Genomic DNA, 24,938 nt, shown 5'->3' on the forward strand with positions numbered 1-24,938 from the left:
AACTGTAATGAAATTGAATATAGACAGAGAATTGCGAAGTTGCCAAAAATTGTAGGAGGTTTTTTTTCGAGTGTATGTTTTAAACAAGAAAAGTGAAACAGGAGGGCGCTTTTAAAGCTTAGGGATTGAGTTGTGTGAGGAGCGAACGGGCTAGCTTTTCCATCTTATCTAGACTGATGTCAGCTTTTTTCAAAAAAACAGGATCATAGTGATCGGGATTAGACCAGTGTTTACCATTTATTTGGCAGCGTTTAGCTAACTTATCAATCCCGAGGTCTTCGAGGGTAAAGCCAAGTTTTGTCCATAACAGGGATAGGTGGCGCTCTGTTTTATGGTCCCGTTTGCCGCAATCATCTAACTGACGCATATAGACCGCAGTCTCACGCGCTGCGGTGATAACACTTCTAAGAGCAGCGATCGATTCTTGCTTGCGTGCTTCGTTGGCGCGGTAGAGGTTAGTAAGCCACTTAGTTGCGTGGCTAAAAAGATCTGAGAGGGCTTTTCCCGGCAGTAAGTCCATAAGCGCTAAAGCATTTTCAATCCGTTGGCTGGAAAGTCTAGGTTGACTTGAGGCGTGATAAAAAGCAAGCAAATACTGTTGTGATTAGTGTATTGGAGAGGCATAAAAAAAGGCCGCTAAGCGGCCTTTATTTTAAAGAGAAGCACAGAACATCTCATGCAAGGTATGAATGATCCGTTTCGCAGTGTCCCCTTGTAGGGAATAGTAGATGGTTTGCGATTCCCGACGGGTTTTCACTAGTCCATCTTTCCTTAGTACTGCCAGGTGCTGAGATAAAGCAGACTGGCTTAAATCTAGGCAATTATTCAGTTCAGTAACTGAAAGCTCCTTCCCATCCAGGTAGCATAGGATGAGTAGTCGACTTTCATTGCCTAGCGCTTTCATCAATTTTGCAGCCTTGCCGGCATTGGTTCTCATAAGTTCCAATGTTTCCGGATCTAAGGTCGCGTTGTTGGTCTCGTTCAAGTTAACACTCCGAAGCGCTGTATTGTTTTTATCTATGGGCTCACAACGGATTAGTCTACGAACTCTTTGGTTCATTTGTTTGACTTAATCCAGACTTCATCCCCAATTTGCAGCTTCTGTCGATTTTTTAATCAACTTATAGTTATGAATAGTGCATTTTTTATAACGGAGTGAATCATACCCTGATCACCTTATATTCGCAATTTGACTATTATTTCTTTTATATATTAGTATGATCTAATATTAATAGTTTTTGGTCGAATTGAGAGGAAAAATGAGGAGAATAATTAGCTGGTTGGTCTTACCAATGCAGAAACCTAAGTTTGTTTTTGGCTTGATCTTAATGCTTGTTTTTACAGCAATTTTGCCAATTTCAAACATTAAAATTGATACAGACCCAGAAAACATGCTGCCTCACGACCAGATTGACCGTGTGTTCCATGATCAGGTTAAACAGCGTTTTGGCATATACGACATGATTGTGGTTGGGATTGTGAACTCCCTACAGGAAAAGGGGGTATATAACCCTGAAACACTATCTATGCTGTATGATATTTCAACAGCAGTTGATTCGATGGAGGGGGTTATTCGCCAAGATCTAATGGCTTTAAACACGGTTGATAACATCAGCCAGTCATTTGAGCAGGATGGCGCGATCTTGTTTGAATGGATGATGAAAACTCCCCCTTCAACTCAACTTGAAGCTGACAAAATTCAAGCCGCAGTTGAGCGCCTACCTCTGTTAAAAAATACCTTGGTTTCAGCAGATGCTAAAGCAGCTGCGATATATATTCCGATCGTAAACAAGTCAGAAAGCTATCGCTTAGCGAATGAAATTCAAGCGGTTATTGATGGGCTAAAACTGAAGTATCCCGAATCAGGTAATGAATTTCACATTGCAGGTTTACCTGTTGCCGAAGATACCTTTGGTGTTGAGATGTTTATCCAGATGGCCATTTCTGCACCCTTAGCCGGTTTAATGATTTTTGTGTTGATGTGGTTTTTCTTCCGCTCCATCCTGCTGATTACTGCACCTATGCTGGTCGCTATGGCTACGGTTATTGTCACTATGGGCACATTGATTGGGCAGGGTCATACGGTACATATTATGAGCTCGATGATCCCTATCTTTTTGATGCCTATCGCTGTCGTAGATTCGGTGCACTTACTCTCTGAATTTTCTGATAGATATAAACCGGGGGAAGATCCTAAGCAGGCGTTACAAGAGGTACTAGGTCATCTCTTCACACCGATGCTATACACATCGATTACATCCGCAGTGGGTTTTGCCTCTCTGGCGTTAACCCCGATCCCCCCTGTGCAAATTTTTGGTCTGCATGTTGCGTTTGGCATTATGTTGGCCTTTGTTCTGACCGTTTTTCTAGTGCCTGCATTTATTGTGAGTCTATCACCACAGCGTTTACAGGCGCTTAAAGATCATTCGATTAGAGAAGATTCATCGCAAAAACTAAGTTGGTTACTGAGCGCAGCGGGACGTTTCTCTATCAACCGCTCTAAAGGCATCATAATTGTTTTTGCGCTTATATCAGCACTATCTATTTATGGTGTGAGTACCATTCAAATTAACGATAACCCTGTGCGTTGGTTTAAAGAGGATCACCGCCTGCGCTTGGCGGATCGGGTTATGAACGCTCATTTTGCCGGGACTTATAATGCATACCTTGTGTTTGAGAAGCCGTCTGAACAATTAGGTGAATCTTTTTGGAAGGAGCTAACAAGCCAACCGTTGTCAGAAAAAGTAATGCAGGAAATAACTCAGCTGCGAGCAGAGACGCATGCGTATTCACCGGGTAAACGTTTACAGGCGCTCGCCCTTGCATTCGATGATCTGTCGTTTGATGATCCTGCTAACGAAACTTTATGGCTGAGCATGCTAGATAAGGTTGAAGCTGCTCAGGTAAAGGCCAAGTACTTTCTTTCACCTGAAGGCTTAGCGTATCTAGATCAGCTACAGAGTTACTTAGATCAATCTGAACTGGTGGGTAAAACTAACTCTCTAGGTACCTTACTTAAAACGGTGAACCGTGAATTAAGAGGCGGGGACGGAGATCAGTTTATATTGCCTTCTGATGCTTCTGCAGCCGCTCAAACGGTACTGAGCTTTCAATCATCACACCGTCCTGATGACCTTTGGCACATGGTTACGCCTGAGTACGATGCCACTTTACTCTGGCTGCAGCTAAGAAGCGGTGATAACCAAGATATGAGCCAAGTAATTGAGCTGGTCAATCGCTTTGTGTCTGAAAACCCGCTAGCGCAGGGTGTTGAGATGAACTGGGCGGGTCTGACTTACATTAACGTCGTGTGGCAAGAGCAGATGGTAAACGGCATGTTGAATAGCTTGATTAGCGCTTTCTTCATGGTGTTGCTGATGATGGTTGTTCTGTTCCGGTCGATCAAAATCGGTTTGCTCGCCATGTTACCGCTCACGGTTACCATCCTATTTATCTATGGTCTGATCGGTTTTATCGGCAAGGACTATGACATGCCGATTGCCGTTCTTTCAGCGTTGACCTTAGGTTTGTCTGTCGATTTTGCTATCCATTTTTTGGAGCGCTGCCGTGCTATCTATCGACGTACGGGCAGCTGGACGAAGACAGTTAATGAAGTTTATCAGGGGCCTGCTAGAGCGATTAGTCGTAATGCCGTCGTGGTTGCGGTTGGTTTTACCCCCTTACTTCTTACGCCGTTAGTGCCTTACATCACAGTTGGATTTTTCTTGGCCTTGATCATGAGTATCTCTGCGATCGTCACTGTGATTTTACTGCCAGCCGTTATCCATTTTATTAGCAACAAAACCTCACTTTTTGGTGAACCACAAAGCAGCGTCTCAACTGAGGAAAAGCAAAATGTATAAATCCAACTTGTTAAAAACAACGCTCTTTGGGGCTTTACTATGTGTGTTGGTTACTAATGCTACCCACACCTTAGCTACAGATTTATTGGATGCGAACGAGATTGTTGCAAAGGCGAATTTAACAGCATATTACGCCGGGGATGACGGTCGCTCTGAAGCACGAATGTTAATTAAAGACAGCCAAGGGCGCGTACAAAAACGTCAGTTTACGATCTTAAGGCGAGATCGAGAGGATGGTGGTAAGCAGGATTTTCTGGTTGTCTTTAGTCGTCCATCAGATGTAAGAAATACAGCGTTCTTAGTTGCTAAAACGCCAGGTAAGGATGATGACCGTTGGTTATATCTTCCCGGTTTAGATCTGGTTAAACGTATTTCAGCTGGTGATAAACGAACTAGCTTTGTTGGCTCACATTTCTTTTATGAGGATGTATCTGGACGTGGTATCGAAGAAGATACCCATCAATTGATCGAAACAGGTGAAAACTACTATCAAATTAAAAGTACGCCTATAAAAGCTGCAGAGGTTGAGTTTAGTAGTTATTCCACATGGATTAATAAACAAAATTATCTGCCGGAAAAAATTGACTATCTCGACGATAACGGCCAGCTCTATCGCCGGATTGAGGTAATCAAAAGCGACGTGATTCAAGGTAATATCACTGTAATCCAATCTAAGGCGATGGATCTGCGTAGTGGCGCAGAAACGATCATGGAGTTCCGTTATCAAACGTATGATTTAGGTATGGAGCAAGCTGTATTTTCAGAACGTTCATTGCGTAAGCCGCCTCGCCAGTGGCTTCGGAGGCAGTAATGTTTCGAGCAAGCTTATATTTATTGGGCCTGATGGTCATTAGCTTAACTGCTTCAGCTGATGATTGGGAGCAAAGCGATTGGGACGAAGAGGCTAGTCAAACTCTTCAGTGGCACGGATTTATCGAAATGGGTGCAGGTGGGCGATTAAACAATGATCCTGTTTTAGATGAAGATAAAACCCTTGCTGAACTTCGAGGACGGGTAGAAACAGAATACTTCTCGAACGATAGCCGTTATAGCTTAAAAGCTGATCTCTACACCGACGGGGTGGAAGGAGCGACTCAATTTAATCTAAGGGAAGCATTAGCTGATCTACAACTTAGTGATTCGTTGGATCTGCGTTTAGGACATCAGGTATTAACCTGGGGAACGGGTGATCTATTGTTCCTGAATGATCTATTTGCAAAGGATTGGCAGTCATTCTTTTCTGGGCGCGATGATGAGTACTTAAAAGCGCCATCGACCAGCATCAAACTTGCTTACTATGGCAATACCGCGAATTTAGATCTGGTGTGGACGCCTGTTTTTACTAACGATCAATTTATTAACGGTGAGCGTTTTTCCTATTTCTCACCTTTGGCAGGTCAGCAAGTAGCATCACCGGAAAATATGTTGGTTCCGGATTATCCCCAAGAGAGCTTTTCAAACGGTGAATTCGCGGCGCGCTTCTATGGGAATGCGCCATGGGGAGCGAGTAACACCGAATGGGCTTTTTATACCTATAGAGGTTTTTGGAAACAACCGAATGCACTTAATGTCTTAGGCCATGTTTATTTCTCGCCATTAAAAGCTGTTGGTGCAAGCTTAAGAACCAATATTGTAAAGGGAATAGGGTACAGTGAAATTGCTTGGTATAAGGGTGGAGATGGTCAAGGATCCAATCCATTGCTACCCAATAACCAAGTGCGTTTTCTAGTCGGATATGAACAGGAGTTATTACCGAAATTTACAGCAGGGCTGCAGTATTATCTTGAACACACACAAGATTATGCAGAGCTGATCGCTAATGATGGTAACTCACCTTATCGATCTGATCAGAACCGAGAACTATGGACCCTACGCCTAAGCTATCGGGCTTTACAGGATAATCTAACACTGAGTTGGTTTAGTTTTTATTCACCGACAGACGATGACTACTATCATCGACCTTCGGCAAAATATCGTTTCAGTGATGAGTTACAACTGACCGTTGGCGCGAATCTTTTCGGTGGCCAAGAAGCACATACATTCTTCGGGCAGTTTGAGGATGCATCTAATCTTTATGCGAGGATTAGGTGGGGTTATTAATGTTAAATCAGTTATGATCATCTTTCCTTGAAGCTATGGTTCTTTTGACAAGCCAAATGAAAAAATCAGATAAAAAACTAGAAAAAACGCTCCGTGAAACGCTGACTGATGTTTGCGATATTGCACTAGAGTCCGTACCTGGCTTCTGTTGGATCACTCATAAAGTGGACTTTTCTCGTTACCCTGAATCGCTAAAGATTGTCACTGTCTTTGAGGATGAATCACTTCTAGCACTTGCTAGAAATGCCCATGAGGATCAGTTTTTAAAAAGTTTAATTACCGAGAAACTGGCACAAGCGGGTGTAAAGCTTAATAAACCCACTCAACAGATAATTTTCGATTCCGAAGAAGCCTGCGAAGAGGTTTGTGGCGGAGATTGGAGCTTAAGGCTCGGTCGCTTATAAGGCTCCTCCGACCAATATAAAAAGCTCTAATTTATTGTTTCTTACGTAGAAAGCTCAGTTTTATTTGAGGAGGTCTTTGTGTCAGTACGCGAATGTGTTTGTTTTGTTTTAACGATGGATGACCAAGTTTTATTTGAACATCGCTGGGCTGATGATAAAACTGGAGCTGCTGCTATCAATATTCCGGGCGGGCATATCAAGCCAGAAGAGTCCCACATACAAGCGTTGAAGAGGGAAGTAGAGGAAGAGTTGTCAGTTATACCGTTATCTTATCGGTTTTTGGGTTCACATCCATTTTCGTCGTCGCCAGATCAGTTGCTGCATTACTATCTAGTTGATAAATGGGCGGGAGAAGTCATGGCTCTGGAGGCGCAAGATATAGAGTGGGTTACGCCTAGTCACAATCTAAGTATCAGCGAAGCGGATAAAAAAGCGTTAGTAGCAGCTGGCTTAATGTAGAAGAAATCTAGGGAAGGATGATTTTTCGAGCAGGCTGATGATTTCAGCCTGCTGCCATAGATCTAATGAATAAAAAGAAATTAGGCGCGTTTAACAAACTTAGCAGTAACCATCATATCGCCTGCACCATCAACCTTGCAGTCAAGCTCGTGATCTTTACCTTCAACGATACGCTTTATTACCGCCTTTGTGCCGATCTTCAACACTATCGAGCTGCCCTTAACTTTAAGGTCTTTAATTAAAGTCACTTTATCGCCATCAGCTAGCTGTGTGCCATTGGAATCTTTAACAACAAAGACGTCCTCTTCAGCATCCGCTTCAGCAGGGTTCCATTCATGAGCGCATTCAGGGCAGATCAAAAGCTCTTGATCTTGGTAAACAAATTCAGAATTACACTCAGGGCAAGGTGGTAAAGACATACTTTCTACTTCTTTAAATTAGTTGAGTGTGAATGGTAATAGTTATAAGAAAACTAAGCGAGTGATTTACACCGCTGGGATTACGATAGTGGCTAGTTAATTGAGATTGATCTCGTTTTTAGCTGAATTTTTCAGGATATAGGTTCTGACAATAAGTGGCTAAACCATTAAGTCTGGCTTTAACCTTCGAACCAAAATACCAACGTAAAAAATTGTCAGTTATCCAAGGTAGCGCCCACTTTTTTGACTTTAACGAATACGTAAATGTGACTCGGGTTGTGTCATCAGATCATGATTTTAACAGCCAGCTACCGGCGAAATTGCGAAGAATAATGGGGCCTTCAATCATTCTAATAGCGGCAACATAGGGTGGTTTGATCTGTACAAACTCAACCACCATCTCCAAACCGCTTTTCGCAATAACCTTCACTTGGGTACCTATCGCTATTTCAGTAGCGCCATTTATCATTTCAATATGCTCAGGAAACGGATCCCATTCATAACGTACATCGTAGTCCTGCGTTATCGCGTATACCTCATCAATGGGTTTAGCTATGTCGATGGAGTAGGTAATTGAGGGCATGGCTCTGGCTTAGAGAGAAAAATTAAGTGGTGCTACATGGTTACATACATTGATAGGATTGAGAATGGCGACACCTTGTACAGATATTCGGTGTCGCTCTGGGGAGTCTTTAAGCTAGTTAGAAAAGTAAGCTCAAATAACTTAGTCGTGGTTTGGTTTCCGCAAAGGATAGTTTAACTGAGCAATAATGGCGTCCAACGAGCGCTCTCCTTGACCTTCAAGTTCCAGATCTAACCAAGTCAGAATTGCGGTTTCATGCTCGACCATGGACAGGAGAGTTTTATTATCTTGATCAGGCCCCAGCTCTGCTATCTCTTTAAATCTTTCAAGGTATTGCATGACGATAGGTTTAAAGGTGGCGATGAACTGCTCCCAGTTGCTTTGTAGATACAGTTCGACGAAACCTTGTATTTGGGCTTCGTCAATTTCTTCGTACAGATCGATATGATAACGGTACAAAATAGGTCTGAGACGAGCCTTAGTTTCTGTTTCTAGTTGTAATAAAGTGCCAAATTTATATTTCTCTTCGGGGTTTTTAGCTACTTCATATAGAGCTAGCGATGCAGCTTCACCGAAAACTTCGCTGTCTAATAATTCCCTCAGACACTGCGGATATAGGTTGGTATTCATTGCATGCTCCTTAATCATTGAACGTTTAATTTATTCACACGTGGCTATTAATTTGTGGTTATGTGGTCGGGCTTTGAGCTTTCGACCTTGACGTTTTTCGACGATAAGCGGGACACAGAGATTGTCGTTTTCGTAGATAACGACGCAATCTAAGCACTGGAAGCACTCGTCGTAGTCGATCTGACCCGTTTGTTCGATCGATCTGTATTCGCAGCGCTGCTTGCATAGTTGGCAAGGGCTGCCGCATTCATCACGTCTGGGTAGCCAATTGAGTAAACGTAGTTTTCCAAGCACCGCCATAGCGGCACCTAAAGGGCAGACATAACGGCAGTAGCCTTTATAGACAAACACACTGAGCACGACTAAGAGCACAGCCCAAATGACAAAGGGCCAGGAACGAGCAAAGAAAAAGGTAATGCTGGTTTTAAACGGTTCTATTTCTACTAGACGGTCTGTCCAGATCGGAGAGGTAAAAGCGCAGGTAAGTATCAGAAGCAGTACGACATACTTCAGTTTTTTTAAGTGCTTATCCCATTGATTTGATGGTTCAAATTGTCTGATGTTTAAAGACGTCAGTACTTTTGTTGATAATTCTTGAAGTGCACCGAAGGGGCACAACCATCCGCAAAATGTACCGCGCCCCCAAATAAAGAATGTAATAAAGACACAGCCCCAAAGGAGGGTTGTCATTGGGTCGTAAAGGAAGAAGTTTAAGTTCCCGCCTGCCATCAATGCTTGAATGGCTCCCGTTATGTTTACAATTGATAGTTGCCCTTGTGCATACCAGCCGATAAAAAAAAGGGTGAATAGCAGATAACAAATTCGGAAATAGGTGAAGAATTTTTTATGTTTAGTGACCCATGCCTGCTTAATCAAGACGATAAATAGGGCAACTAAACCCAGTGATAGGATGATGATCTCTTCAAATCGATCCTCCCAAATCGGTTGCCATGTTTTACCGTTGATATCGGGTTCATAAAAGTAATCATCAGGTACGCTGTATTTGAATTTAAACTCTTTAGTTGTGCTCGGAAGGTAGGAAATTGATTGTCCTCGGATGACACTTAAATCGAACTCTAAGGGTAAGGAAATATCGATTCCTGATGTATCGATAACTCTATATACCATCCAGTCTGCTTGGCTTAGAGGCTCAGGTAATTTGATTTTATAATCGGGTTGAATCAGATCTAGGCGGTCGTCCAAATCAAGATCACGCATCTCTATTGGCAAGCCTTGTTGTCTTAAAAGTAACCGATCAGAAATCCCTGCACGTAGAGTATTCTCGTGCATGAATGAATAGCGTCCATTACTGACTATCAATAAAGCATGGTCGCCAGCCTCTAAGTTTTCTTGTAAAAACTCCCAAGATTCTGGGGTTAATAGGTTTCTTCCTAAGGTTGGGATAGCGAGATCCATTACATAAAGCTCGACGAAATTGTCTTTCGGTTGCTTAAGAGCAATCGAGTCTCGTCCTTCTCCTTGCGTGCCTGCAAAAAGGGCTTCGGCTTCAGCGTTGGTATATAGGATTTTTTTTATCAGGCCGCTATCGAGTAGCTCATTCCAGCCCATTTCTTCAAAAATATCGTGGTCTATTTTGGCAATCAGGTCTGGATCCTTACTGCCACCAAAACCTAATTTGGCTCTTGCTATTTTGATTGCTGAAGAAAGAAGGGTTTGATTTAAAATTCGAATAGATGCGGTAGCGCCAGTCACGCCATCAAGATAAATATTTTTACTGTCGTTTGGCTTCTTTTGTCCTTGTTTATCGCTGAATTTAATATTCTGCATCAGAGATAACCCTTCATATTGATCAACAAAATCAAACATGGGTTGTTCACCAATACCGGCTACGAACATCGGCTCACGATGGAAGAGTACGCGTACATCGACAAAAGAGCCCTCAGTGTCGAGGACAACGAGTAAGTTATAAGGCACACCCATAAAACCAGGGATAGAAGAGAAGTCTATCGATTCGTAAATATAACCAACTTGATTCAGCCCTGTGACTTCCTCTTTAAAGAGTGGCCAGACATCAATAGAGTTGTCTTTCTCTCCAACAACAAACGGGGAAGGGTAGAGCTTACGCAATTTCTCCTGCGTCATGATGCTCTCCACCTTGATGGGAGTATTGCTGACAGAGCTAGCGCTAAATCCTAATGAAGGAACGATGAGTAGTAAGAACGAGAGCAGCCATGAATAACTATTTAGCTTCCACATACATAAACCTTTTCAAGCAATAAGGCATGTAGGTTCAGTTGTAAAAGCTGATCAGTGCTAGTAATCACTGATGAGGTTTTAAGTGGAAACTATAGCCTTCGATTTATCGCGCTGACGATGAAGTCAGCGCAATTTTTTACAGGCTATTTAAGATTTTTAAGTGGAGTAAAGTGTCAGATTTTTAAAAGAAATTTAAAAAAATAATGAAAAATCAATAAATTAGAACGAGTCTTTAGGAAAGCGATACCCTTGGCCATGTACGGTTTCGATGACTGGTTTATATTGACGCTTAGGATCTAGTTTCTTTCTGAGAGTCACAATATGTTGTTCTAGGGATCGGCTGCTCGGTACAAAATCACGTCCCCATCCTGCGTTATAAAGCTTGTCTTTGCTCACTACTTCATCTGGATGTTGGAACAAGCAAGTCAGTAGCTTTAAATCTCTTACAGAAATCTGTTCGCTATAATTGCCACGGGTAATGCTCATGCGCCGTGGGTCGATTCTCATATCACCCATCTCGAAAATATCATTCGTGTCATGACCGGTAGAAGTGCTCTCTTTATTTTTTCTTTGGAAGAAGATATAGGCGGTGCTACCCAATAAGATGGTTAGCAAAATTAAAATAAGGCTATAAAAGTAACTGTCATTTTGGGAAGCTACTAAATGTTTGTTTTCTGCTAGTAACCCGGTAACTAATTGATCTTTTGGGATGCTTAGAGCAGTTGAAAGCTCTGCAGCCTTAAGCAATACACAGACTGAAAGCCCTTCGTTTTGACAAAAGAATAAAGCATCCGCGTTGATGTCATATGCTTCCCAAGCAGTTGGAGTAGCTGTCAGCAATAAAGCTTCTAAGCGGGAATAGTTGTTAGTCACTATGTAATCGTTAAGGTGAGCACTGGATTGGGTATCTGGAAAAATTAGATCGTGATTAGCATCCCACACAGCAATGGTTTCTATTAGGGGAGTCGAAGCTTGTTTAATTCGCAGACCCGTTTGATTGTTCTCGTTTATATAGTCTCTTATCCAAGTAAGCTCATTATTTAGGAACAATTCTGTTTGTTGTCGGGTATCGTTTGGCTGCGTTATAGCAAAAGAAGCGAAGCTGACAAGTAAAGTTGTAACGGCCAAAGCCGCGGATAAAGTGAGCTGATGAAATTTCATAATAGGGTTTAAAGTGATAGTGACTCTATGTATGTCGTTAATAGTAAAGAATATTTGTAGAGCAATACATCTGTATTTTGGTCGTTACTCTTTGAGCAAGGGGCAATGGCTTGCCGAAAAGCGGCAGGCTTTGCGCTTAAATTCCAAGTTTTTCACTGTAGAGCATAAGTGTAGAATTAAGTTGATCTAGGCTACAGCACTGATTCTAAGTGCCTATAGTGGGAAAAGCTTAAGATGTTTATTGGTTGGCATGCTGGTTGCATTGATGTTTTTAGTATACATTTTAAATGGGTAAGGGAATCATCATGCAAGTAAACCAAACTTCTCAAGCAGCTCAGGTTTATCAAACTCACAGTAAAGGATCTGTTCATACCTCCCATGGCACCGGAAATAATGTTCAAGCTACGAATGGTGATGTACAGCTGAGCAAAGAAGCGCGTAATGCGCAAAGCGCTTTGAATGGTATTGCAAACAGATATGATGTCACCAATTTGTCTACGCGTGAACGTGGCGCTATGGTGAATGATCTGCAAGAGAGGGGACTTATCTCCAATGAGGACGCTATGAGAATGGCTGCCCCTTTTAGCATGAATGAGAACATCGACATTAAAAGGGATTGGCTGCAAATCAGTCAAGACGCTTTAGCCTTCGCAGAGCAAAATGGTCAGTCGCCAAAAGAGCTAGAGTCTATAAAAAGAAATGTATCGATCTTAGAGCAGCTTTTTGAACTGAGAGATAAATAGCGATTATTTATCTGAAGTGACAAAGGAGAGCTAGACTCTCCTTTATCAGATTAATCCCCGCCGCTACCACCGGAGTCACCGCCACAACTCCCTCCATCTGATCCTGACGAGGAAAAATCAAAATCGATGCCCCAGCCGTTATCACCGTCATTATTACGTGAGGATCGATTACGATTAAAGGTGGCTAAAAACACGCCAACAGCAAGGCAGAACAAAACTTCAGGGGTAAAGCTATTGTGATAACCATATGCCACTGAGGCAGCAATTATGATGACGCTTAGACTTCGTAAGCAGAAAAATAGCTTGCCTGCGAGGAGTCCCCCGATGAAAAAAACAACACATCCTAAAACGATACCGTTTGTGTAAAGTGCGTATAAACCAACGGCTGCTAGTAGATATCCAATCAAGTTCATATAGGTAATGTCCTTATTATCCGTTGCGGAGGACCTTAACGGGTATAGTCTTCTATCTCTTCGTATGCATCTGCAGATGTACGTTTGCCTAACGTTCGCATTTTCTGCATCTGTTCTGGGTTTTCATTGCCCCAAAAATTCTTCCAGGATTCAAGGGAGTCCCACTTGGCTATGGTGATCACTTCATCTTCATTTTCAACGGACTTCAGCATAAAGCTGCCAAGGGCACCGTTAACAGTTTCATGAATATGATTGGTTGTATCGGTCCAGATCGCTTTAAACTCCTCAAAGTTCTCAGCCGGAACTTGCCATCGATAAACAACTCTTACCATTTCAATCTCCGATATCTTTTTTCCTGACTACGACTTCAAGGGCTAAAAAGTATCTTCATGCCCTTCTAACTCTGGATCATCGTAAATATAAAGTTCGTAGTGCTCGTCTAGTTTCGAAATGACTTTCTGTACCAAAAGGCCGTTAATATTATCGGACTTAATTTGAAAGCGCATACTGGTAAAGGTATCTAGAGCGACTTTTTCCTCACCCTCATAGATCCAAATCCAAGCATCACCTTGTACGCCAGACTCAACATTTGAGAATGCCTGTTGCACCAGTTGAAGCAGCTTGGGATAGATATCGTAGTAGCTAACATCGGATGCTATTTCTGCAAAGATCATAGCTACTTCTACCTAGAACAATATATTTGAAGCGAACGATTCATGAAATTTAATAGCCGCTGCACTTAATATGACAGCAACAACGGCGAGTTTGATTGCATTCCACGTCGTAGTGCCAAGGATTGCTCCGAGGGTTATGCCAAACATGATTAGAGCCGCAATAAACCCCAGAAAGCCGCCACCCACAGCACTAAAAACGAATAACGCTAGCCAAGGGCCAAGTATCGCAGCAATGAAGCAGAGAAAAAAATTAGTTCGCGAAGCATCAAACCATGAGGCCGCGATTTTCAACGGTAAAACAATTGTTGCACTGATAACGGCTAAAAAGTGTAGAGTGAGAGCTGGTACTTCCATGTGAAAATCCTTTTAAATGCAATCCGTTTTTTAATTTGAACCGTACTAGCGATTCTAATTACTCACCAGCATACAGTTGTATGGCTGATTCAGCTATGGAACTTGTAATAAAGTAGGTGAGTAAGAATACTAAGATAGGAAATGCCAAAGCAAAAACAGCTTTAAACTCAATAAACTGATGATTAACTGCTTTGGTGAATTCGCCATCATATAACTTCACCTCTTCATTGCCTTGTGATTGCTTAAGCTCATCTTTAAATCGTTTGTAATTGCTAAAGCACTCACGAAACATATGAATACCCATAGGTATCGCAATCAAAAGACCAAGAGCTAGTCCAACTATCTGAGGTAAGCTTTCTATCATCCTTCACTCCTTTTAAAGAAGGCTCCTTGTCGTAATTCCTTTTGTATCGTATGTGAGAAGGACGTTATCTATTGTTCAGCAGATTCATCATATTTTTGGCGAGCAGTGCGGATTTCATCGTGATGGTCATCTGCCCAAGATACCAACTTCCATACGGATGAGGCTAATCCCTTCCCAAGCTCAGTGAGCTCATATTCTACTTTTACAGGTACCTGAGCGTAGACGGTACGCAGCACAAAACCATCTCGTTCTAGATCTCGGAGGGTTTGTGTCAGCATACGCTGTGAGATCCCTTCAATCCTTGAGCGTAGAGCATTAAAGCGATCGGGCCCATCCACGAGTGCGAACAGAATTAGGATTGACCACTTATCACCGATTTGAGCGACTACATTCCGTACAGGACAGTCTGGATCGTTCTTAAAAAGACGTCTTGGGTTTTCCGGTGTTTCTGAAGTCATGAGTCATGCCATAGGTTATCAAAAGGTAACTTGAGTACTAAATAGTGCCTAATTGTTATTTAGTATTCAATGTTTATACTGGTATACAAAAGTAACTAATGTGTTTTTTCAACGCAAAATATGAAGGTAGAGGCCTCCTGATGACTCAAGCTCTTTTGAATAAAGCCCTAACTCAGTTCGCATCAGTCAAGCCTGAGGTACAAGATGACCCTTTTGCTCCGCAGTTTGTTGTTGTGGGCAAATTTAAGATCCGTTATTTGAGAAGGGAAAAGTCAAATGCGCCAACCTTACTTTTATTAAATGGTTTGCCACAGAGCATTCGGATGTGGGAATCCTCTATCGATAGCTTTAGCGAGAAGTTTGATCTACTCGCTATCGACCTTCCTGGATTTGGTTTATCTCAAGCTGCAGAGGCTGATATGTCTCCAAGTTTACTCAGCGAAGTTGTGATAGAGGTGATGGACTATTTCAATATTCAGCAAGCCCATTTAGTGGGGCCGGATGTTGGGGTACCGATTGCGTTGACCGCTGTAATTAATCATGAAGATCGATTCTTGAGCTTAAATATCTTTGATGGGCCGGGCAATTACCCACCGAAGCTTTCACCGATTCTGACAGCGGTGATTAAATCATCATTCGTACGTTGGTTAGCTAAAGGAATTATTAAAAAATCGGTGATGAAAACTAACTTTTTGACCGCTGTTAAGGATGGTTATCACTATTACAAACCGAGTAAAGAAGCGGTTAAAGAGTATTACGATATTGCTTTCAATGAGCAGTCACATCAGTGTGCTGTCAGCTTTTTCTCGACGTATTCTAAAGAGCTGCCTTGGATCGAACAGAGGCTAAAAGAGATTAGTCTTCCAACATTAATTACTTGGGGAAAACTAGATCCGTTTGTATTGGTTGAGAATGCAGAAGTACTAGCTAAACAGATCCCCAATAGCGAGTTGGTCATCTTTGAAAATGCATCACACTTTTCAGCGGAAGATGCGGGAACAGAGTATGTGAGCCAACTGATCAATTGGATTGAGAGTTTGTCTGAGCAGCGTTTGGCTGGGTAAAACTGAACCTATGGGTAAGGAGGTTATTGAAACCTCCTTAGTATCGCCTCTTAAGCATAATCCTTGCGATGCCCGCGTTTTTGAGTCTTAGGCTGTGGTTTGTAATGCACAGCGGTAGAGCAGTTTCGGCCATTACGTTTTGATTCGTATAGGGCTTCGTCTGATTTCTTCATAACGGCCATCGGATCTGGGATTTCAGGTGTTTTTTCACAGAAGCCTATGCTGATGGTGACACTGACAATTTCAGTTTCTGGGGCATGTTTCCGCATTTTTTCGCCCTGTTCGTTATCGTCGGGTCGGTCATTATTACGGATATGCATAGGATAATTGGCGATGGTTTCACGCAGTTGTTCTATGTACGGCAGGGCTTCTGCTTCGCTCTTACCAGGGAACACTAGAGTGAATTCCTCACCACCATAACGGTAGGCTTTACCGCCACCGCTGACCTGGTTCAGTTTGGCTGCAACCATCTTCAAAACTTGGTCGCCGACATCATGGCCGTAGGTATCGTTAAACTTTTTAAAGTGATCGATATCACACATAGCCAAGGTGTATTTTTTACCTAGCGTGGAGAACTTATCAAGCAATGCTCGACGGGCAGGGATACAAGTAAGTTCATCAATAAATGCCATTTGATAAGAGTTTTGAACTACAGAGATTGCCAGTGCGATCATGCTGGCAGAAATAAATAGCGCAGAAATCATAGGTTGGTGGAACCAACTCAGCATAATCAGGGCAGATAATAAACTCGCTAACAAAGCGGCATCTGTATAGGTCTTCCTAAAGACAAACGAGAGCATAATTGGTACGAGACCAAGGCCAAATGCCAGAGCAGCTGCTTGGCTTAGGTAATACTCGTGCAACAGCATTTCTAACATCATCATTGGCAGATTGGCTAGGTAGAGCCCTAAGGAACCATTGGACCAAATTAGATATAAAACCCCGTAACTAATCAGGATGACAGACAGTCGGATGATGCCAACAGGGGTAAATAAACCTCGCTCTTTGTACAGCGCAATACAGCCTAGATGAAAAGGGAGCAGTATTGATATGCAGCTGAACAGAACAAAAGCATCTGGCTGGTTTAAGCTTGTTTGTAGTCCATTCTGGATCAACCAGTAAGCACCACAGAGGTTAACCGCGGCAAAGAGAATACGACTGCGGTTAAATCCATAACCGAGAAGCGCAACAATGATCGCCAGAGGATAGGGAGTCAGAGTGAGAATATGTTGGTATTCCTCACTCAATTGAGCAGTAATAGGCAATAACAGGCCTGCCGCACACAGCAGAATAAAAGAGGGCAGTATTAAACCGGCAGATCGCAATAGCATGTCTATCTATAAAATTCTGAAGCTAAATAGATTGGTTATTGTATCTACATCACAAGTAAAAATATTGTTTTTAGACAACAAAATGAAGGAAGTTAAACAAGCCGGATATATTCCGGCTTGTTTTTGTGGCCTAGCACAAGGAGTGGGGAAGCTAGGCCGAACGGAACTAGATGTAATTAGCTTGCTTGAGTACTTTTAAAACCTAAAAGTTTCGCAACCATCATAGCTGGGCACCAGCCAGTGAGTGCCGATTGGGTCAAACTCACACCTACGATAGCCGTTACGATTAATAACGCTTGTGGTGCTTGTAAGAACAATACGGGTGCTACTGTTAGCATCACCACACATCCAGCAATAATATGCAGGCCTTGGTTGATAGTCATGCCCTCACAATTGCAGCTTTCTGCTTTTAACCCCAACTTCTGAAAAATAAACACGGCAGGGCACCAGCCGGTAAAAGCCGATTGGAATAGGTTAAGGCCAACAAAGCCGGTGAGGTAGTACCAGTTGGCATTTACGTAAGTACCTAAAACTAAGCTAGCTAATATAACACTGCCAGCCATCAGACGAAGCGCGGCGTTAAGAGACATGATGATTCCTTCAAGTAGAGAGTCGTTGGATAAATATTATATATAAGTTATATCTAATATAAAGGTCGGGCTTAGTTCAAGTTTTTATAATTAAATGTAGTGAAAGCATGCTTTGTTATAAGGAGGAAGATAAACGAACTGGAAAACCTTCAATTTAGGATCCAGACTGGAAGTATAGAGAGAGGAATATCAACCACTTGTTGGTGAGGAAGAGATGGATAGGTTACTGGTTAATATCGATTTTAAACACGATAACTCCAGCCTTATAGAGAAAGCAGTAAACCTAGCGGAACAACATTCTGCTTTTCTAGAACTGTTTAGTTGTTGTTACAATCGCTCGCTCAAACATAGTCACATGTTTGATGCCAAACAAGAATTAAAAGCCGAACATGCCTACGTTAAACAGACTGAAGCCAAGCTTGAAGAGCTCTGTTTAAATATCGAAGCCCTAGGTATAAAAACGGGATTTGATGCTAGTTGGAATCGTCATACCGGTGAGGGGATTGTTCGTAAGGTTCTGCGTTTTCAACCAGATTTAGTCCTTCATTCAATTCAGCCGCATACTCGATTGGGCCATTACCTATTTGCCCCGGTCGATTGGCAGCTTGCTCGTAAATGTCCGGTCCCCGTTCTGTTTGTGAAACAACGACCTTGGGGCGATCATACCCGTGTTGTCACTTGTATCGATCCTTTACATAAAGGTGATGAGAAAGGTGCATTAGATCGGGAACTGATACAGCGAACCCGTGAAATGATGGATGATGGCTATAGCGAGTTAAGGATTTTGCATTGCTATAACACCTTACCCCAAGAAGTGATCTTTGATGAGCATGTAGTCACAGACTACGAGGCTCTGCAGGAGCGAGTCGAGCGAAGTCACTTTAGCTCCTGCGATGAACTGCTTCAAGAATACGGTTTGAGCATCGAATCCGATATGGTCGACATCATCAAAGGCGAAGCGGATCTAACTATTAGTAACTATGCAAAACACAATAAAATCGATGTGGTTGTGATGGGTGGTGTGGCCCGTACCATTTTGGATCGTTTATTAGTCGGCAGCACAACGGAACATGTAGTCGATCATGTAGATTGCGATGTGCTGATCGTTAAACATCCTGATTTTGTTTGCCCTGTACCAGAATCATGAGGATATTTATCGGTGTTATCTTGCCTTCAGCGTTTCAGGCTTTGGTGATTTTTATCATCGCATCAATGAACCAAGGCAATGGTTCTTGGGCCGGTTTGGCTGCTTTTTTGATAGGTATGTTTGCCATCCCTATTACCTTGTTAATTAACGGGCTCTATGTGTGGAAGAACCCGCAACATAATTTACTTCAGGTGATGGGTAAATGTTTTACTTTAGCGGTGATAGCGCCATTTTTATGTATCTTAACCCTATTTTTATAGATCTTTAGCTTATTGCTCTAGCACTTCTAGTAAGCGCTTTAAGCTTTTATCCATCTGAATTTTCTCCTCTTCAGAGAAGGCGCTCATCATTCGATCAAGGTTATCAACGTGGGCGCTTACTGCTTCGTTAATCAGTTCTAAACCCTCATCGGTTAATTTAACCAACATGCTGCGGGCATCTTCGGGATTGTTGCAGCGGCTGATTAAACCTCTTTTTTCCAATCCTTTCAGGCGATGGGTCATAGTGCCAGAGGTCACCATCAGGGTAGAAAATAATGCGGTCGGCGCTAAGCAATAGGGCGCACCCGATCGACAAAGCGTCGCCAGAACATCGAATTCCCAATAGTTAAGTCCATATTCTAAAAAGGTTTTTTCAAGCCTTTGTTGAACCAACGCTGAGCTTCGCTTGATGCGCCCCGTTACGGACATCAGCTCAGAATTAAGCTCTGGTCTTTCTGATTTCCACTGTGAAATTATCTTATCTACAGCATCTGCTGATTTATCTGTCATCTGTTACACCTGAAAATTTATCTTGATATCAAGATAGTTTGCTGTCATTGTTTAATTATATCTTGAATTCAAGATAAATTCTTCATCGATACAAAATAACCAAGGTGACGAGAATGATCGGTAATCTACCTAACAGCATGCGTATTGTTGTAACGGCATTAGCGCCCATTATTTGGGGCTCGACTTATATCGTTACGACTGAGCTTTTACCTGCTGATCGTCCTTATACCGCTGCATTGATTCGTGTGCTTCCTGCGGGCTTCTTGCTGTTATTGATGAGTTTTTATCTGCCTAAGCGCAAAGAGTGGGGAAGGTTAATCATTCTCTCCGCGCTAAATATTGGACTGTTCCAAGGGCTATTGTTTGTAGCGGCATATCGTTTACCCGGCGGGATTGCAGCTGTGGTAGGTGCGATACAGCCGTTGTTGCTGATGTTGTTAATCTGGCTGGTGGATAGCAAAGCACCACGTGTAGTTTCAGTGATTGCAGCAGTATTTGGTGTTATTGGTATGGCTGCATTGCTTCTGTCGCCGAATACTGAGTGGGATCTATGGGGAATTATTGCGGCATTTCTTGGTGCGTGTTCTATGGGGGCTGGAACCTACTTAGCTAAACGCTGGCAGAGTTCTCTTCCTGTATTGGCTTTTACCGGCTGGCAGTTATTGCTGGGTGGATTGATGTTGCTGCCCGCTGCCTACGTTCTAGATCCAGCGCTGCCTGTATTAAACAGTACAGAAATACTAAGTTACGCCTACCTGTCCATATTCGGAGCGTTAATCGCTTATCTACTGTGGTTTAAAGGTATCGCGACACTGCCACCGGTCGCAGTGTCATCTTTAGGACTACTAAGCCCCGTTACCGCAGTGGTGTTGGGCTGGTGGCTGCTCGATCAAAGCTTACAGGGCTTTGCATTACTTGGGCTGATCACAGTGTTGGTCAGCATTTTAGTCGTGCAAATCTCTACATCCCCTAAATCTATTTCACGTTCTAAACAGCCTGTTGTTGCTGAAGCTAAAGAGTAAGGAGTTGTTATGAAAGATATGATTACCCAACTGATTGAAACCCGTGCCTCAGTCGCACGTTACGATGCAGACAAGCAGCTATCAGATGCACAGCTTAAAGAGCTATTGCGATTAGCGACGCTATCGCCTTCGGTTTATAACATGCAGAACTGGAAGTTTATTGTTGTCTCTAGCAAAGAAGCCAAACAGAAACTGCATCCAATCGCGTTTAACCAGCCACAAATTTTAGATGCCTCAGCCACCGTGATTATCTGCGGCACGCTGAAGGGCTATCAGCAGTTGCCGAAACAGCTAAGCCCAGTGGTAGAAGCCAATATCATGTCGCAAGAGGTAGCTGATGGTTGGGTTGAGATGGCAACGAACTCACATGAAGACAATTACACCCTTCAGAGAGATGAAGCACTACGTTCGGGTTCATTAGCGGGTATGACTATGATGTTAGCTGCTCATGGCCTGGGCATCGCATCAGGTGCAATGACTGGGTTCGATTCAGGTCAATTACACGCTGAGTTTGAGCTTGAAGAGACCGATATTCCAGTAATGCTAGTAACGCTTGGCTACCCAGCAAAACAGAGCTGGCCGCAGAAACCACGCCAGTCTGTTGAGGATGTGATTGCGTTTGTTTAACGATCAACAGAAAACAGACTAGCGTGTTGAAGTGATGAGATGCGAGATGAGAAGTTAAGCTAAATAAGTTTGGCGTAGCTCGTTCAATACCGGCAATACCGAAACCACCAATAAAAGTGCCATCGAGATATTAAATACTCGTTGGTACTTTGCCTCTTTTAGGAAATGCTTCAGCCACGATCCACAGACTAGCCATACGCCCACACATGGAAAACTTACCACAAAGAATGACAGGCTAATCACCATAACTTGTAGCAACATCGTTGTATCTTGCGAGGTATAGGCCGCAATTGCGCCGGTAGCCAACACCCAGGCTTTTGGGTTTACCCATTGAAAAAGCGCTGCCTGCATAAAGGTCAGCGGATTAGATTTCTTATCACCTTCCATCGATGTAGGGGCAGAAGAAGCGACTAACCAAGCAAGGTAAAGCAGATAAGTCACGCCGAGTACTTTGATGATTTCGTGAACAATCGGAAACTTCTCAAATACCGCGCTAAAACCCAAACCTACAGCCACAACCATCAATGGGAAGCCCAAGCAGATGCCTAGCAGGTGAGGCATGCTGCGCTTAACCCCAAAGTTAAGCCCTGAGGTCATAATCATAATATTGTTGGGGCCAGGGGTTACCGTGGATGAGATAGCAAACACTAAAATCGCTAAGTAGATTTCCATAAAAAGAGTTCCGTAACAGACAACTAAATACAAAAGTGGAAATGTTCGTAAGCTATATAGTGTCGTATAAGCAAAGTTCTAGGTGCAGAGGCAGAAAAGAGATAATTAACCGTCACAGATGTAACACAGTTGTACTGTATTGCTCTTAAAAAGGGTACAGATAGGCCCTAGCGTTTGATGAAAAGCCCTTAGCGTTTACTGGATAGCCCCTTGCGTTTCATGGACAGACTCTAGTGTTCGATGGATAGGATCAGATAGATTATGATTAATCTTTTAGAGAGCTATGGCTGAATCTTTGTGAATCGACTTAATCTGAACCTGCTGCGTGCATTAGTTATTATGCTGGAAGAACGCAATGTAACCCGTGCTGCTGATCGGTTACACCTTACGCAATCAGCCATGAGCCGACAGTTAAGTCAGCTACGCGATCATTTTGCCGACCCACTGCTTATTCGCGAAGGTAATGACTACCTGTTAAGTGCCAAAGCCAAAGAGTTACTGCCTAAAGTGCAGGCCATTCTGGCTGAGGTGGATGAGCTAGGGGAGGGTGACAGCTTTAACCCCGCCGAGTGTGTCCGTCGCTTTAGTTTCGCCTGCACCGATCATGTGGCGCAGTTTATCTTTCCCGATATTTTGCAAAAGCTTCGCCAAGAAGCACCGGGGATCGATATCAGCTACGAGATGTGGCGACCAGAACTGTTAACACGTTTAGGCCAGCTTCCCCTCGATCTCGCTTCAACGACGACCAACAGTTTGCCAGAAAATGTACTGAGCATTCATATCGGCCAAGATAGCCCAGTGTGTTTGATGGCGAAAGACCATCCGCTAGCGGGTGAAAGCCTTACTATAGAAAAGATGCTGGAATACTCATTTCTGCGTTTAAACAGCGGTGGTGATAAAGACTCCTTCTTTGATCGTGCGCTGGAAGCCCAAGGCTTACAACGTCGCATTCAGTTTGAAGTACCGTTCTTCTCTGCGGCGTTTCAAGTGTTATCTAGCGAACCTATGCTGATGATCTTGCCGCAGCATATTGCTAGCAATGCTTTAGCGCACTTTCCTTTGAGTTACGCTGAACTACCGTTAGATGAAGTGCCGCAGAACAACTATCACCTCTGCTGGCATGCACTTCACGATCAAGATCCAGCCCACCGTTGGTTACGCAATTTGATTGCGGATCTGCTCCGTGACGAGATGCATATCGACACTCATGCAACTGAATAGCACTTATCATACTAGGTATGATTTTAAATCATAGCCGGTATTTGATATTTGCATTTTTTTAATTCCTTTCAGCTAACTACAATGCCTCCATCTACTGATCGAGGTGACTCCCATGACACTGGCCATCTGGCTTTCATTCGTTGTTGTATGTCTATTAGGCACTATGTCTCCAGGCCCAAGCTTGGCGGTAGTATTGCGTCAGACATTAGGAAATGGCCGTAAACATGGGGTGATCACCGCAGTGAGTCACTCAACCGGTGTAGCGGTTTGGGCGATCTTAACCCTATGGGGATTGGGCGTTGTAGTATCAGAACACCCAATGCTTTACCAAGTAATAACTTATGTTGGTGCGCTTTATCTAGCATGGCTTGGTTTAAAAGCGATCCGCTCTAAAGGTAATGCCAACTTCGGTAAAGACAAAGCTGTAGGCCCATACTCAGAAGCGGTGCGCGATGGGGTGATGATCTCTGTCTTAAATCCGAAACTGGCGCTGTTCTTTATCGCACTGTTCTCGCAGTTTGTATCAGCGGATCAATCGGTGACCGAAAAGCTGATCTATATGGGCACAGTGGTATGTATCGATATGCTCTGGCTATGCAGCGTGGCGGTGGTGCTATCGAAAGAGAAAGTGATCAAAGCGCTACAGAAAAAGGCCAAAGAGATTGATCAAGTGAGTGGTTTAGTTATGATTGGTTTAGCACTACGGATCGCTTTATAAGTGATCCGCTTCTAGGAGAAAACTTACTTTATCTGAACAATTCCTGTTTTTAGAACAGGCGCTTTATATATTAAGTTTCTATTGTTTTTTATAGTCAGTAGGACTGTATCTGCTTGAATTCACTTCTTTTTATAGATTGACACTTAATTTATTCAAAGTAGGATTGCTTCTACGGAACATAGTTGTTCCAGATATATTCGTTGGCTCGTAGTTCTTACGAGCCCACTTAAAGTTCGCAGCGGACGACGAACAAGGAATTAAAATGGTTAAAAAAATTATCGTTTTGGGTGCTACGGCCAGCATCCTGACAGGTTGTTTTCAAGCAAACACCGCACAGTCTCCACTCCCTTCTACTTACCCAATTTCACAACAGCAAAAGATGCAGGCAGCTCATCACTGGAATGTTCTAGCTGAGCATGAAGCTAAGCTAATTGCGGGTTCGGTAGGAAACAGTATGCCACTACACGTCAGTGGCGGCGATGCATCTCAAGTATTTTATCAAGGCTACGCAAATTTACTGACTAGTCAGCTAGTGCAAAACGGTGCGACAGTACTTACTACGGCTCATGGTGCTGCAAATGTGTCTTTTGAAGTAAATGTGGTGAAGCACACAGACAAAGATAGTGTTCGCGCTCCTGTAGGTACTTGGTCACTATTAACTGCCGGAGTAGCTGTAGCAGCTCACGCTATCGATAAATGGACCACACCGGCTAAGCTATTAATTCCTGCAGCAGTTGGTGCTGATGTAACCAGTGGTAACTGGGTTAAAGACTCAAATGTAGAAGTGATTATCACAACGACAGTTACTCAGCAGAATCGTATCCTGCATTCTTCATCAAATATCTATTACATCAATGGTGGTGATGCTTCCCATTATGCACCAAGTGCTATATCCACTAAATCAGTCACATTAACCGATCAGGAGTAATAAACA

31 protein-coding genes are annotated in these 24,938 nt (G+C 43.0%); 14 read left to right on the top strand and 17 right to left on the bottom strand.

Annotation, left to right across the window (positions count from 1 at the left end; all coding sequences use genetic code 11):
• Window positions 1–118: 118 nt before the first annotated feature.
• Window positions 119–520, bottom strand: a complete 402-nt coding sequence (locus ACMXYV_RS05455) for a hypothetical protein (protein WP_415890759.1) — start codon at window positions 518–520, stop codon at window positions 119–121.
• Between the two features lie 132 nt (window positions 521–652).
• The gene (locus ACMXYV_RS05460; RefSeq protein ID WP_415884646.1) at window positions 653–937 is read right to left on the bottom strand and encodes an ArsR/SmtB family transcription factor; all 285 of its coding nucleotides are present in this window, start codon (window positions 935–937) and stop codon (window positions 653–655) included.
• Window positions 938–1,292: 355 nt separating this feature from the next.
• Between ACMXYV_RS05460 and ACMXYV_RS05465 the strand changes: the two genes are divergently transcribed.
• From ACMXYV_RS05465 to ACMXYV_RS05485, 5 genes are all read left to right on the top strand, one after another.
• Window positions 1,293–3,863, top strand: a complete 2,571-nt coding sequence (locus ACMXYV_RS05465; protein ID WP_415890760.1) for an efflux RND transporter permease subunit — start codon at window positions 1,293–1,295, stop codon at window positions 3,861–3,863.
• Window positions 3,856–4,674, top strand: a complete 819-nt coding sequence (locus ACMXYV_RS05470) for an outer membrane lipoprotein-sorting protein (protein WP_415890761.1) — start codon at window positions 3,856–3,858, stop codon at window positions 4,672–4,674. The genes ACMXYV_RS05465 and ACMXYV_RS05470 overlap by 8 nt, the downstream gene beginning before the upstream one ends.
• Window positions 4,674–5,963 (top strand): hypothetical protein, encoded by a 1,290-nt coding sequence (locus tag ACMXYV_RS05475; RefSeq protein WP_415890762.1) that lies wholly within the window; start codon window positions 4,674–4,676, stop codon window positions 5,961–5,963. The genes ACMXYV_RS05470 and ACMXYV_RS05475 overlap by 1 nt, the downstream gene beginning before the upstream one ends.
• Window positions 5,964–6,019: 56 nt before the next feature.
• On the top strand, window positions 6,020–6,367 hold the full coding sequence (locus ACMXYV_RS05480; RefSeq protein ID WP_415890763.1) for a Fis family transcriptional regulator: 348 nt from the start codon (window positions 6,020–6,022) through the stop codon (window positions 6,365–6,367).
• A gap of 78 nt (window positions 6,368–6,445) precedes the next feature.
• The gene (locus ACMXYV_RS05485) at window positions 6,446–6,826 is read left to right on the top strand and encodes an NUDIX hydrolase (protein WP_415890764.1); all 381 of its coding nucleotides are present in this window, start codon (window positions 6,446–6,448) and stop codon (window positions 6,824–6,826) included.
• Between the two features lie 80 nt (window positions 6,827–6,906).
• On the opposite strand, the gene ACMXYV_RS05490 is transcribed toward ACMXYV_RS05485, so the two are convergent.
• The 5 genes from ACMXYV_RS05490 to ACMXYV_RS05510 form a co-directional block, all read right to left on the bottom strand.
• On the bottom strand, window positions 6,907–7,245 hold the full coding sequence (locus tag ACMXYV_RS05490; protein ID WP_415887586.1) for a zinc ribbon domain-containing protein YjdM: 339 nt from the start codon (window positions 7,243–7,245) through the stop codon (window positions 6,907–6,909).
• A 289-nt stretch (window positions 7,246–7,534) separates the two neighbouring features.
• The gene (locus ACMXYV_RS05495) at window positions 7,535–7,828 is read right to left on the bottom strand and encodes a hypothetical protein (protein ID WP_415890765.1); all 294 of its coding nucleotides are present in this window, start codon (window positions 7,826–7,828) and stop codon (window positions 7,535–7,537) included.
• Window positions 7,829–7,969: 141 nt separating this feature from the next.
• Entirely contained in the window at window positions 7,970–8,458 is a 489-nt protein-coding gene (locus tag ACMXYV_RS05500) for a hypothetical protein (protein WP_415890766.1), read from the bottom strand.
• A 30-nt stretch (window positions 8,459–8,488) separates the two neighbouring features.
• Window positions 8,489–10,561, bottom strand: a complete 2,073-nt coding sequence (locus ACMXYV_RS05505) for a 4Fe-4S binding protein (RefSeq protein WP_415890767.1) — start codon at window positions 10,559–10,561, stop codon at window positions 8,489–8,491.
• Window positions 10,562–10,894: 333 nt separating this feature from the next.
• On the bottom strand, window positions 10,895–11,836 hold the full coding sequence (locus tag ACMXYV_RS05510) for a winged helix-turn-helix domain-containing protein (protein ID WP_415890768.1): 942 nt from the start codon (window positions 11,834–11,836) through the stop codon (window positions 10,895–10,897).
• A gap of 305 nt (window positions 11,837–12,141) precedes the next feature.
• Here ACMXYV_RS05510 and ACMXYV_RS05515 point away from each other — a divergent pair, with 305 nt between their 5' ends.
• Complete coding sequence (locus tag ACMXYV_RS05515) at window positions 12,142–12,579, top strand: hypothetical protein (protein WP_415890769.1); 438 nt, start codon at window positions 12,142–12,144, stop codon at window positions 12,577–12,579.
• A 50-nt stretch (window positions 12,580–12,629) separates the two neighbouring features.
• Here ACMXYV_RS05515 and ACMXYV_RS05520 read toward each other — a convergent pair whose 3' ends face one another.
• The 6 genes from ACMXYV_RS05520 to ACMXYV_RS05545 all read right to left on the bottom strand — a co-directional run bounded on the left by ACMXYV_RS05520 (window position 12,630) and on the right by ACMXYV_RS05545 (window position 14,842).
• The gene (locus ACMXYV_RS05520) at window positions 12,630–12,992 is read right to left on the bottom strand and encodes a hypothetical protein (RefSeq protein ID WP_415890770.1); all 363 of its coding nucleotides are present in this window, start codon (window positions 12,990–12,992) and stop codon (window positions 12,630–12,632) included.
• Window positions 12,993–13,027: 35 nt separating this feature from the next.
• Complete coding sequence (locus ACMXYV_RS05525; RefSeq protein ID WP_415890771.1) at window positions 13,028–13,324, bottom strand: antibiotic biosynthesis monooxygenase family protein; 297 nt, start codon at window positions 13,322–13,324, stop codon at window positions 13,028–13,030.
• Window positions 13,325–13,366: 42 nt separating this feature from the next.
• Window positions 13,367–13,666 carry a hypothetical protein gene (locus ACMXYV_RS05530; RefSeq protein ID WP_415890772.1) on the bottom strand — a complete coding sequence of 100 codons (300 nt, stop codon included), beginning with the start codon at window positions 13,664–13,666 and terminating at the stop codon, window positions 13,367–13,369.
• A gap of 12 nt (window positions 13,667–13,678) precedes the next feature.
• On the bottom strand, window positions 13,679–14,020 hold the full coding sequence (locus ACMXYV_RS05535) for a hypothetical protein (RefSeq protein WP_415890773.1): 342 nt from the start codon (window positions 14,018–14,020) through the stop codon (window positions 13,679–13,681).
• Window positions 14,021–14,078: 58 nt separating this feature from the next.
• A complete protein-coding gene (locus tag ACMXYV_RS05540) occupies window positions 14,079–14,384 on the bottom strand; it encodes a hypothetical protein (RefSeq protein WP_415890774.1) in 306 nt (101 codons plus the stop codon).
• Window positions 14,385–14,452: 68 nt separating this feature from the next.
• Window positions 14,453–14,842 (bottom strand): winged helix-turn-helix transcriptional regulator, encoded by a 390-nt coding sequence (locus ACMXYV_RS05545; RefSeq protein ID WP_415890775.1) that lies wholly within the window; start codon window positions 14,840–14,842, stop codon window positions 14,453–14,455.
• A 140-nt stretch (window positions 14,843–14,982) separates the two neighbouring features.
• On the opposite strand from ACMXYV_RS05545, the gene ACMXYV_RS05550 reads away from it, so the two are divergent.
• On the top strand, window positions 14,983–15,906 hold the full coding sequence (locus tag ACMXYV_RS05550; protein ID WP_415890776.1) for an alpha/beta fold hydrolase: 924 nt from the start codon (window positions 14,983–14,985) through the stop codon (window positions 15,904–15,906).
• 50 nt (window positions 15,907–15,956) lie between these two features.
• Here ACMXYV_RS05550 and ACMXYV_RS05555 read toward each other — a convergent pair whose 3' ends face one another.
• The gene (locus ACMXYV_RS05555; protein ID WP_415890777.1) at window positions 15,957–17,237 is read right to left on the bottom strand and encodes a GGDEF domain-containing protein; all 1,281 of its coding nucleotides are present in this window, start codon (window positions 17,235–17,237) and stop codon (window positions 15,957–15,959) included.
• A gap of 176 nt (window positions 17,238–17,413) precedes the next feature.
• Entirely contained in the window at window positions 17,414–17,827 is a 414-nt protein-coding gene (locus ACMXYV_RS05560) for a DUF2892 domain-containing protein (RefSeq protein ID WP_415890778.1), read from the bottom strand.
• Between the two features lie 214 nt (window positions 17,828–18,041).
• Between ACMXYV_RS05560 and ACMXYV_RS05565 the strand changes: the two genes are divergently transcribed.
• Window positions 18,042–18,974 carry a universal stress protein gene (locus ACMXYV_RS05565; protein ID WP_415890779.1) on the top strand — a complete coding sequence of 311 codons (933 nt, stop codon included), beginning with the start codon at window positions 18,042–18,044 and terminating at the stop codon, window positions 18,972–18,974.
• Window positions 18,971–19,234 (top strand): hypothetical protein, encoded by a 264-nt coding sequence (locus tag ACMXYV_RS05570; protein ID WP_415890780.1) that lies wholly within the window; start codon window positions 18,971–18,973, stop codon window positions 19,232–19,234. Before ACMXYV_RS05565 ends, ACMXYV_RS05570 begins: the two co-directional genes overlap by 4 nt.
• A 9-nt stretch (window positions 19,235–19,243) precedes the next feature.
• Here ACMXYV_RS05570 and ACMXYV_RS05575 read toward each other — a convergent pair whose 3' ends face one another.
• On the bottom strand, window positions 19,244–19,744 hold the full coding sequence (locus ACMXYV_RS05575; protein ID WP_415890781.1) for a MarR family winged helix-turn-helix transcriptional regulator: 501 nt from the start codon (window positions 19,742–19,744) through the stop codon (window positions 19,244–19,246).
• A gap of 113 nt (window positions 19,745–19,857) precedes the next feature.
• Between ACMXYV_RS05575 and ACMXYV_RS05580 the strand changes: the two genes are divergently transcribed.
• On the top strand, window positions 19,858–20,766 hold the full coding sequence (locus ACMXYV_RS05580; RefSeq protein WP_415890782.1) for an EamA family transporter: 909 nt from the start codon (window positions 19,858–19,860) through the stop codon (window positions 20,764–20,766).
• A 9-nt stretch (window positions 20,767–20,775) separates the two neighbouring features.
• On the top strand, window positions 20,776–21,393 hold the full coding sequence (locus ACMXYV_RS05585; RefSeq protein ID WP_415890783.1) for a nitroreductase family protein: 618 nt from the start codon (window positions 20,776–20,778) through the stop codon (window positions 21,391–21,393).
• Between the two features lie 54 nt (window positions 21,394–21,447).
• Here ACMXYV_RS05585 and ACMXYV_RS05590 read toward each other — a convergent pair whose 3' ends face one another.
• The gene (locus ACMXYV_RS05590; RefSeq protein ID WP_415890784.1) at window positions 21,448–22,065 is read right to left on the bottom strand and encodes a LysE family translocator; all 618 of its coding nucleotides are present in this window, start codon (window positions 22,063–22,065) and stop codon (window positions 21,448–21,450) included.
• A 297-nt stretch (window positions 22,066–22,362) separates the two neighbouring features.
• Here ACMXYV_RS05590 and ACMXYV_RS05595 point away from each other — a divergent pair, with 297 nt between their 5' ends.
• The 3 genes from ACMXYV_RS05595 to ACMXYV_RS05605 all read left to right on the top strand — a co-directional run bounded on the left by ACMXYV_RS05595 (window position 22,363) and on the right by ACMXYV_RS05605 (window position 24,932).
• Entirely contained in the window at window positions 22,363–23,286 is a 924-nt protein-coding gene (locus tag ACMXYV_RS05595; RefSeq protein WP_415890785.1) for a LysR family transcriptional regulator, read from the top strand.
• Window positions 23,287–23,398: 112 nt separating this feature from the next.
• Window positions 23,399–24,004, top strand: a complete 606-nt coding sequence (locus ACMXYV_RS05600) for a LysE family translocator (protein ID WP_415890786.1) — start codon at window positions 23,399–23,401, stop codon at window positions 24,002–24,004.
• Window positions 24,005–24,266: 262 nt separating this feature from the next.
• On the top strand, window positions 24,267–24,932 hold the full coding sequence (locus ACMXYV_RS05605) for a hypothetical protein (RefSeq protein WP_415890787.1): 666 nt from the start codon (window positions 24,267–24,269) through the stop codon (window positions 24,930–24,932).
• The last annotated feature ends 6 nt before the right edge of the window (window positions 24,933–24,938 follow it).

It is taken from the genome of Neptuniibacter sp. SY11_33 (genome assembly GCF_047778025.1).
GTDB lineage: Bacteria > Pseudomonadota > Gammaproteobacteria > Pseudomonadales > Balneatricaceae > Neptuniibacter.

What these genes read in the sequence shown, in the direction of transcription:
- ACMXYV_RS05455 (WP_415890759.1), bottom strand. Translation starts at nt 520, where the DNA reads ATGGACTTACTGCCGGGAAAAGCCCTCTCAGATCTTTTTAGCCACGCA.
- ACMXYV_RS05460 (WP_415884646.1), bottom strand. Translation starts at nt 937, where the DNA reads ATGAGAACCAATGCCGGCAAGGCTGCAAAATTGATGAAAGCGCTAGGC.
- ACMXYV_RS05465 (WP_415890760.1), top strand. Translation starts at nt 1,293, where the DNA reads ATGCAGAAACCTAAGTTTGTTTTTGGCTTGATCTTAATGCTTGTTTTT.
- ACMXYV_RS05470 (WP_415890761.1), top strand. Translation starts at nt 3,856, where the DNA reads ATGTATAAATCCAACTTGTTAAAAACAACGCTCTTTGGGGCTTTACTA.
- ACMXYV_RS05475 (WP_415890762.1), top strand. Translation starts at nt 4,674, where the DNA reads ATGTTTCGAGCAAGCTTATATTTATTGGGCCTGATGGTCATTAGCTTA.
- ACMXYV_RS05480 (WP_415890763.1), top strand. Translation starts at nt 6,020, where the DNA reads ATGAAAAAATCAGATAAAAAACTAGAAAAAACGCTCCGTGAAACGCTG.
- ACMXYV_RS05490 (WP_415887586.1), bottom strand. Translation starts at nt 7,245, where the DNA reads ATGTCTTTACCACCTTGCCCTGAGTGTAATTCTGAATTTGTTTACCAA.
- ACMXYV_RS05495 (WP_415890765.1), bottom strand. Translation starts at nt 7,828, where the DNA reads ATGCCCTCAATTACCTACTCCATCGACATAGCTAAACCCATTGATGAG.
- ACMXYV_RS05500 (WP_415890766.1), bottom strand. Translation starts at nt 8,458, where the DNA reads ATGAATACCAACCTATATCCGCAGTGTCTGAGGGAATTATTAGACAGC.
- ACMXYV_RS05505 (WP_415890767.1), bottom strand. Translation starts at nt 10,561, where the DNA reads ATGACGCAGGAGAAATTGCGTAAGCTCTACCCTTCCCCGTTTGTTGTT.
- ACMXYV_RS05510 (WP_415890768.1), bottom strand. Translation starts at nt 11,836, where the DNA reads ATGAAATTTCATCAGCTCACTTTATCCGCGGCTTTGGCCGTTACAACT.
- ACMXYV_RS05515 (WP_415890769.1), top strand. Translation starts at nt 12,142, where the DNA reads ATGCAAGTAAACCAAACTTCTCAAGCAGCTCAGGTTTATCAAACTCAC.
- ACMXYV_RS05520 (WP_415890770.1), bottom strand. Translation starts at nt 12,992, where the DNA reads ATGAACTTGATTGGATATCTACTAGCAGCCGTTGGTTTATACGCACTT.
- ACMXYV_RS05525 (WP_415890771.1), bottom strand. Translation starts at nt 13,324, where the DNA reads ATGGTAAGAGTTGTTTATCGATGGCAAGTTCCGGCTGAGAACTTTGAG.
- ACMXYV_RS05530 (WP_415890772.1), bottom strand. Translation starts at nt 13,666, where the DNA reads ATGATCTTTGCAGAAATAGCATCCGATGTTAGCTACTACGATATCTAT.
- ACMXYV_RS05535 (WP_415890773.1), bottom strand. Translation starts at nt 14,020, where the DNA reads ATGGAAGTACCAGCTCTCACTCTACACTTTTTAGCCGTTATCAGTGCA.
- ACMXYV_RS05540 (WP_415890774.1), bottom strand. Translation starts at nt 14,384, where the DNA reads ATGATAGAAAGCTTACCTCAGATAGTTGGACTAGCTCTTGGTCTTTTG.
- ACMXYV_RS05545 (WP_415890775.1), bottom strand. Translation starts at nt 14,842, where the DNA reads ATGACTTCAGAAACACCGGAAAACCCAAGACGTCTTTTTAAGAACGAT.
- ACMXYV_RS05550 (WP_415890776.1), top strand. Translation starts at nt 14,983, where the DNA reads ATGACTCAAGCTCTTTTGAATAAAGCCCTAACTCAGTTCGCATCAGTC.
- ACMXYV_RS05555 (WP_415890777.1), bottom strand. Translation starts at nt 17,237, where the DNA reads ATGCTATTGCGATCTGCCGGTTTAATACTGCCCTCTTTTATTCTGCTG.
- ACMXYV_RS05560 (WP_415890778.1), bottom strand. Translation starts at nt 17,827, where the DNA reads ATGTCTCTTAACGCCGCGCTTCGTCTGATGGCTGGCAGTGTTATATTA.
- ACMXYV_RS05565 (WP_415890779.1), top strand. Translation starts at nt 18,042, where the DNA reads ATGGATAGGTTACTGGTTAATATCGATTTTAAACACGATAACTCCAGC.
- ACMXYV_RS05570 (WP_415890780.1), top strand. Translation starts at nt 18,971, where the DNA reads ATGAGGATATTTATCGGTGTTATCTTGCCTTCAGCGTTTCAGGCTTTG.
- ACMXYV_RS05575 (WP_415890781.1), bottom strand. Translation starts at nt 19,744, where the DNA reads ATGACAGATAAATCAGCAGATGCTGTAGATAAGATAATTTCACAGTGG.
- ACMXYV_RS05580 (WP_415890782.1), top strand. Translation starts at nt 19,858, where the DNA reads ATGATCGGTAATCTACCTAACAGCATGCGTATTGTTGTAACGGCATTA.
- ACMXYV_RS05585 (WP_415890783.1), top strand. Translation starts at nt 20,776, where the DNA reads ATGAAAGATATGATTACCCAACTGATTGAAACCCGTGCCTCAGTCGCA.
- ACMXYV_RS05590 (WP_415890784.1), bottom strand. Translation starts at nt 22,065, where the DNA reads ATGGAAATCTACTTAGCGATTTTAGTGTTTGCTATCTCATCCACGGTA.
- ACMXYV_RS05600 (WP_415890786.1), top strand. Translation starts at nt 23,399, where the DNA reads ATGACACTGGCCATCTGGCTTTCATTCGTTGTTGTATGTCTATTAGGC.
- ACMXYV_RS05605 (WP_415890787.1), top strand. Translation starts at nt 24,267, where the DNA reads ATGGTTAAAAAAATTATCGTTTTGGGTGCTACGGCCAGCATCCTGACA.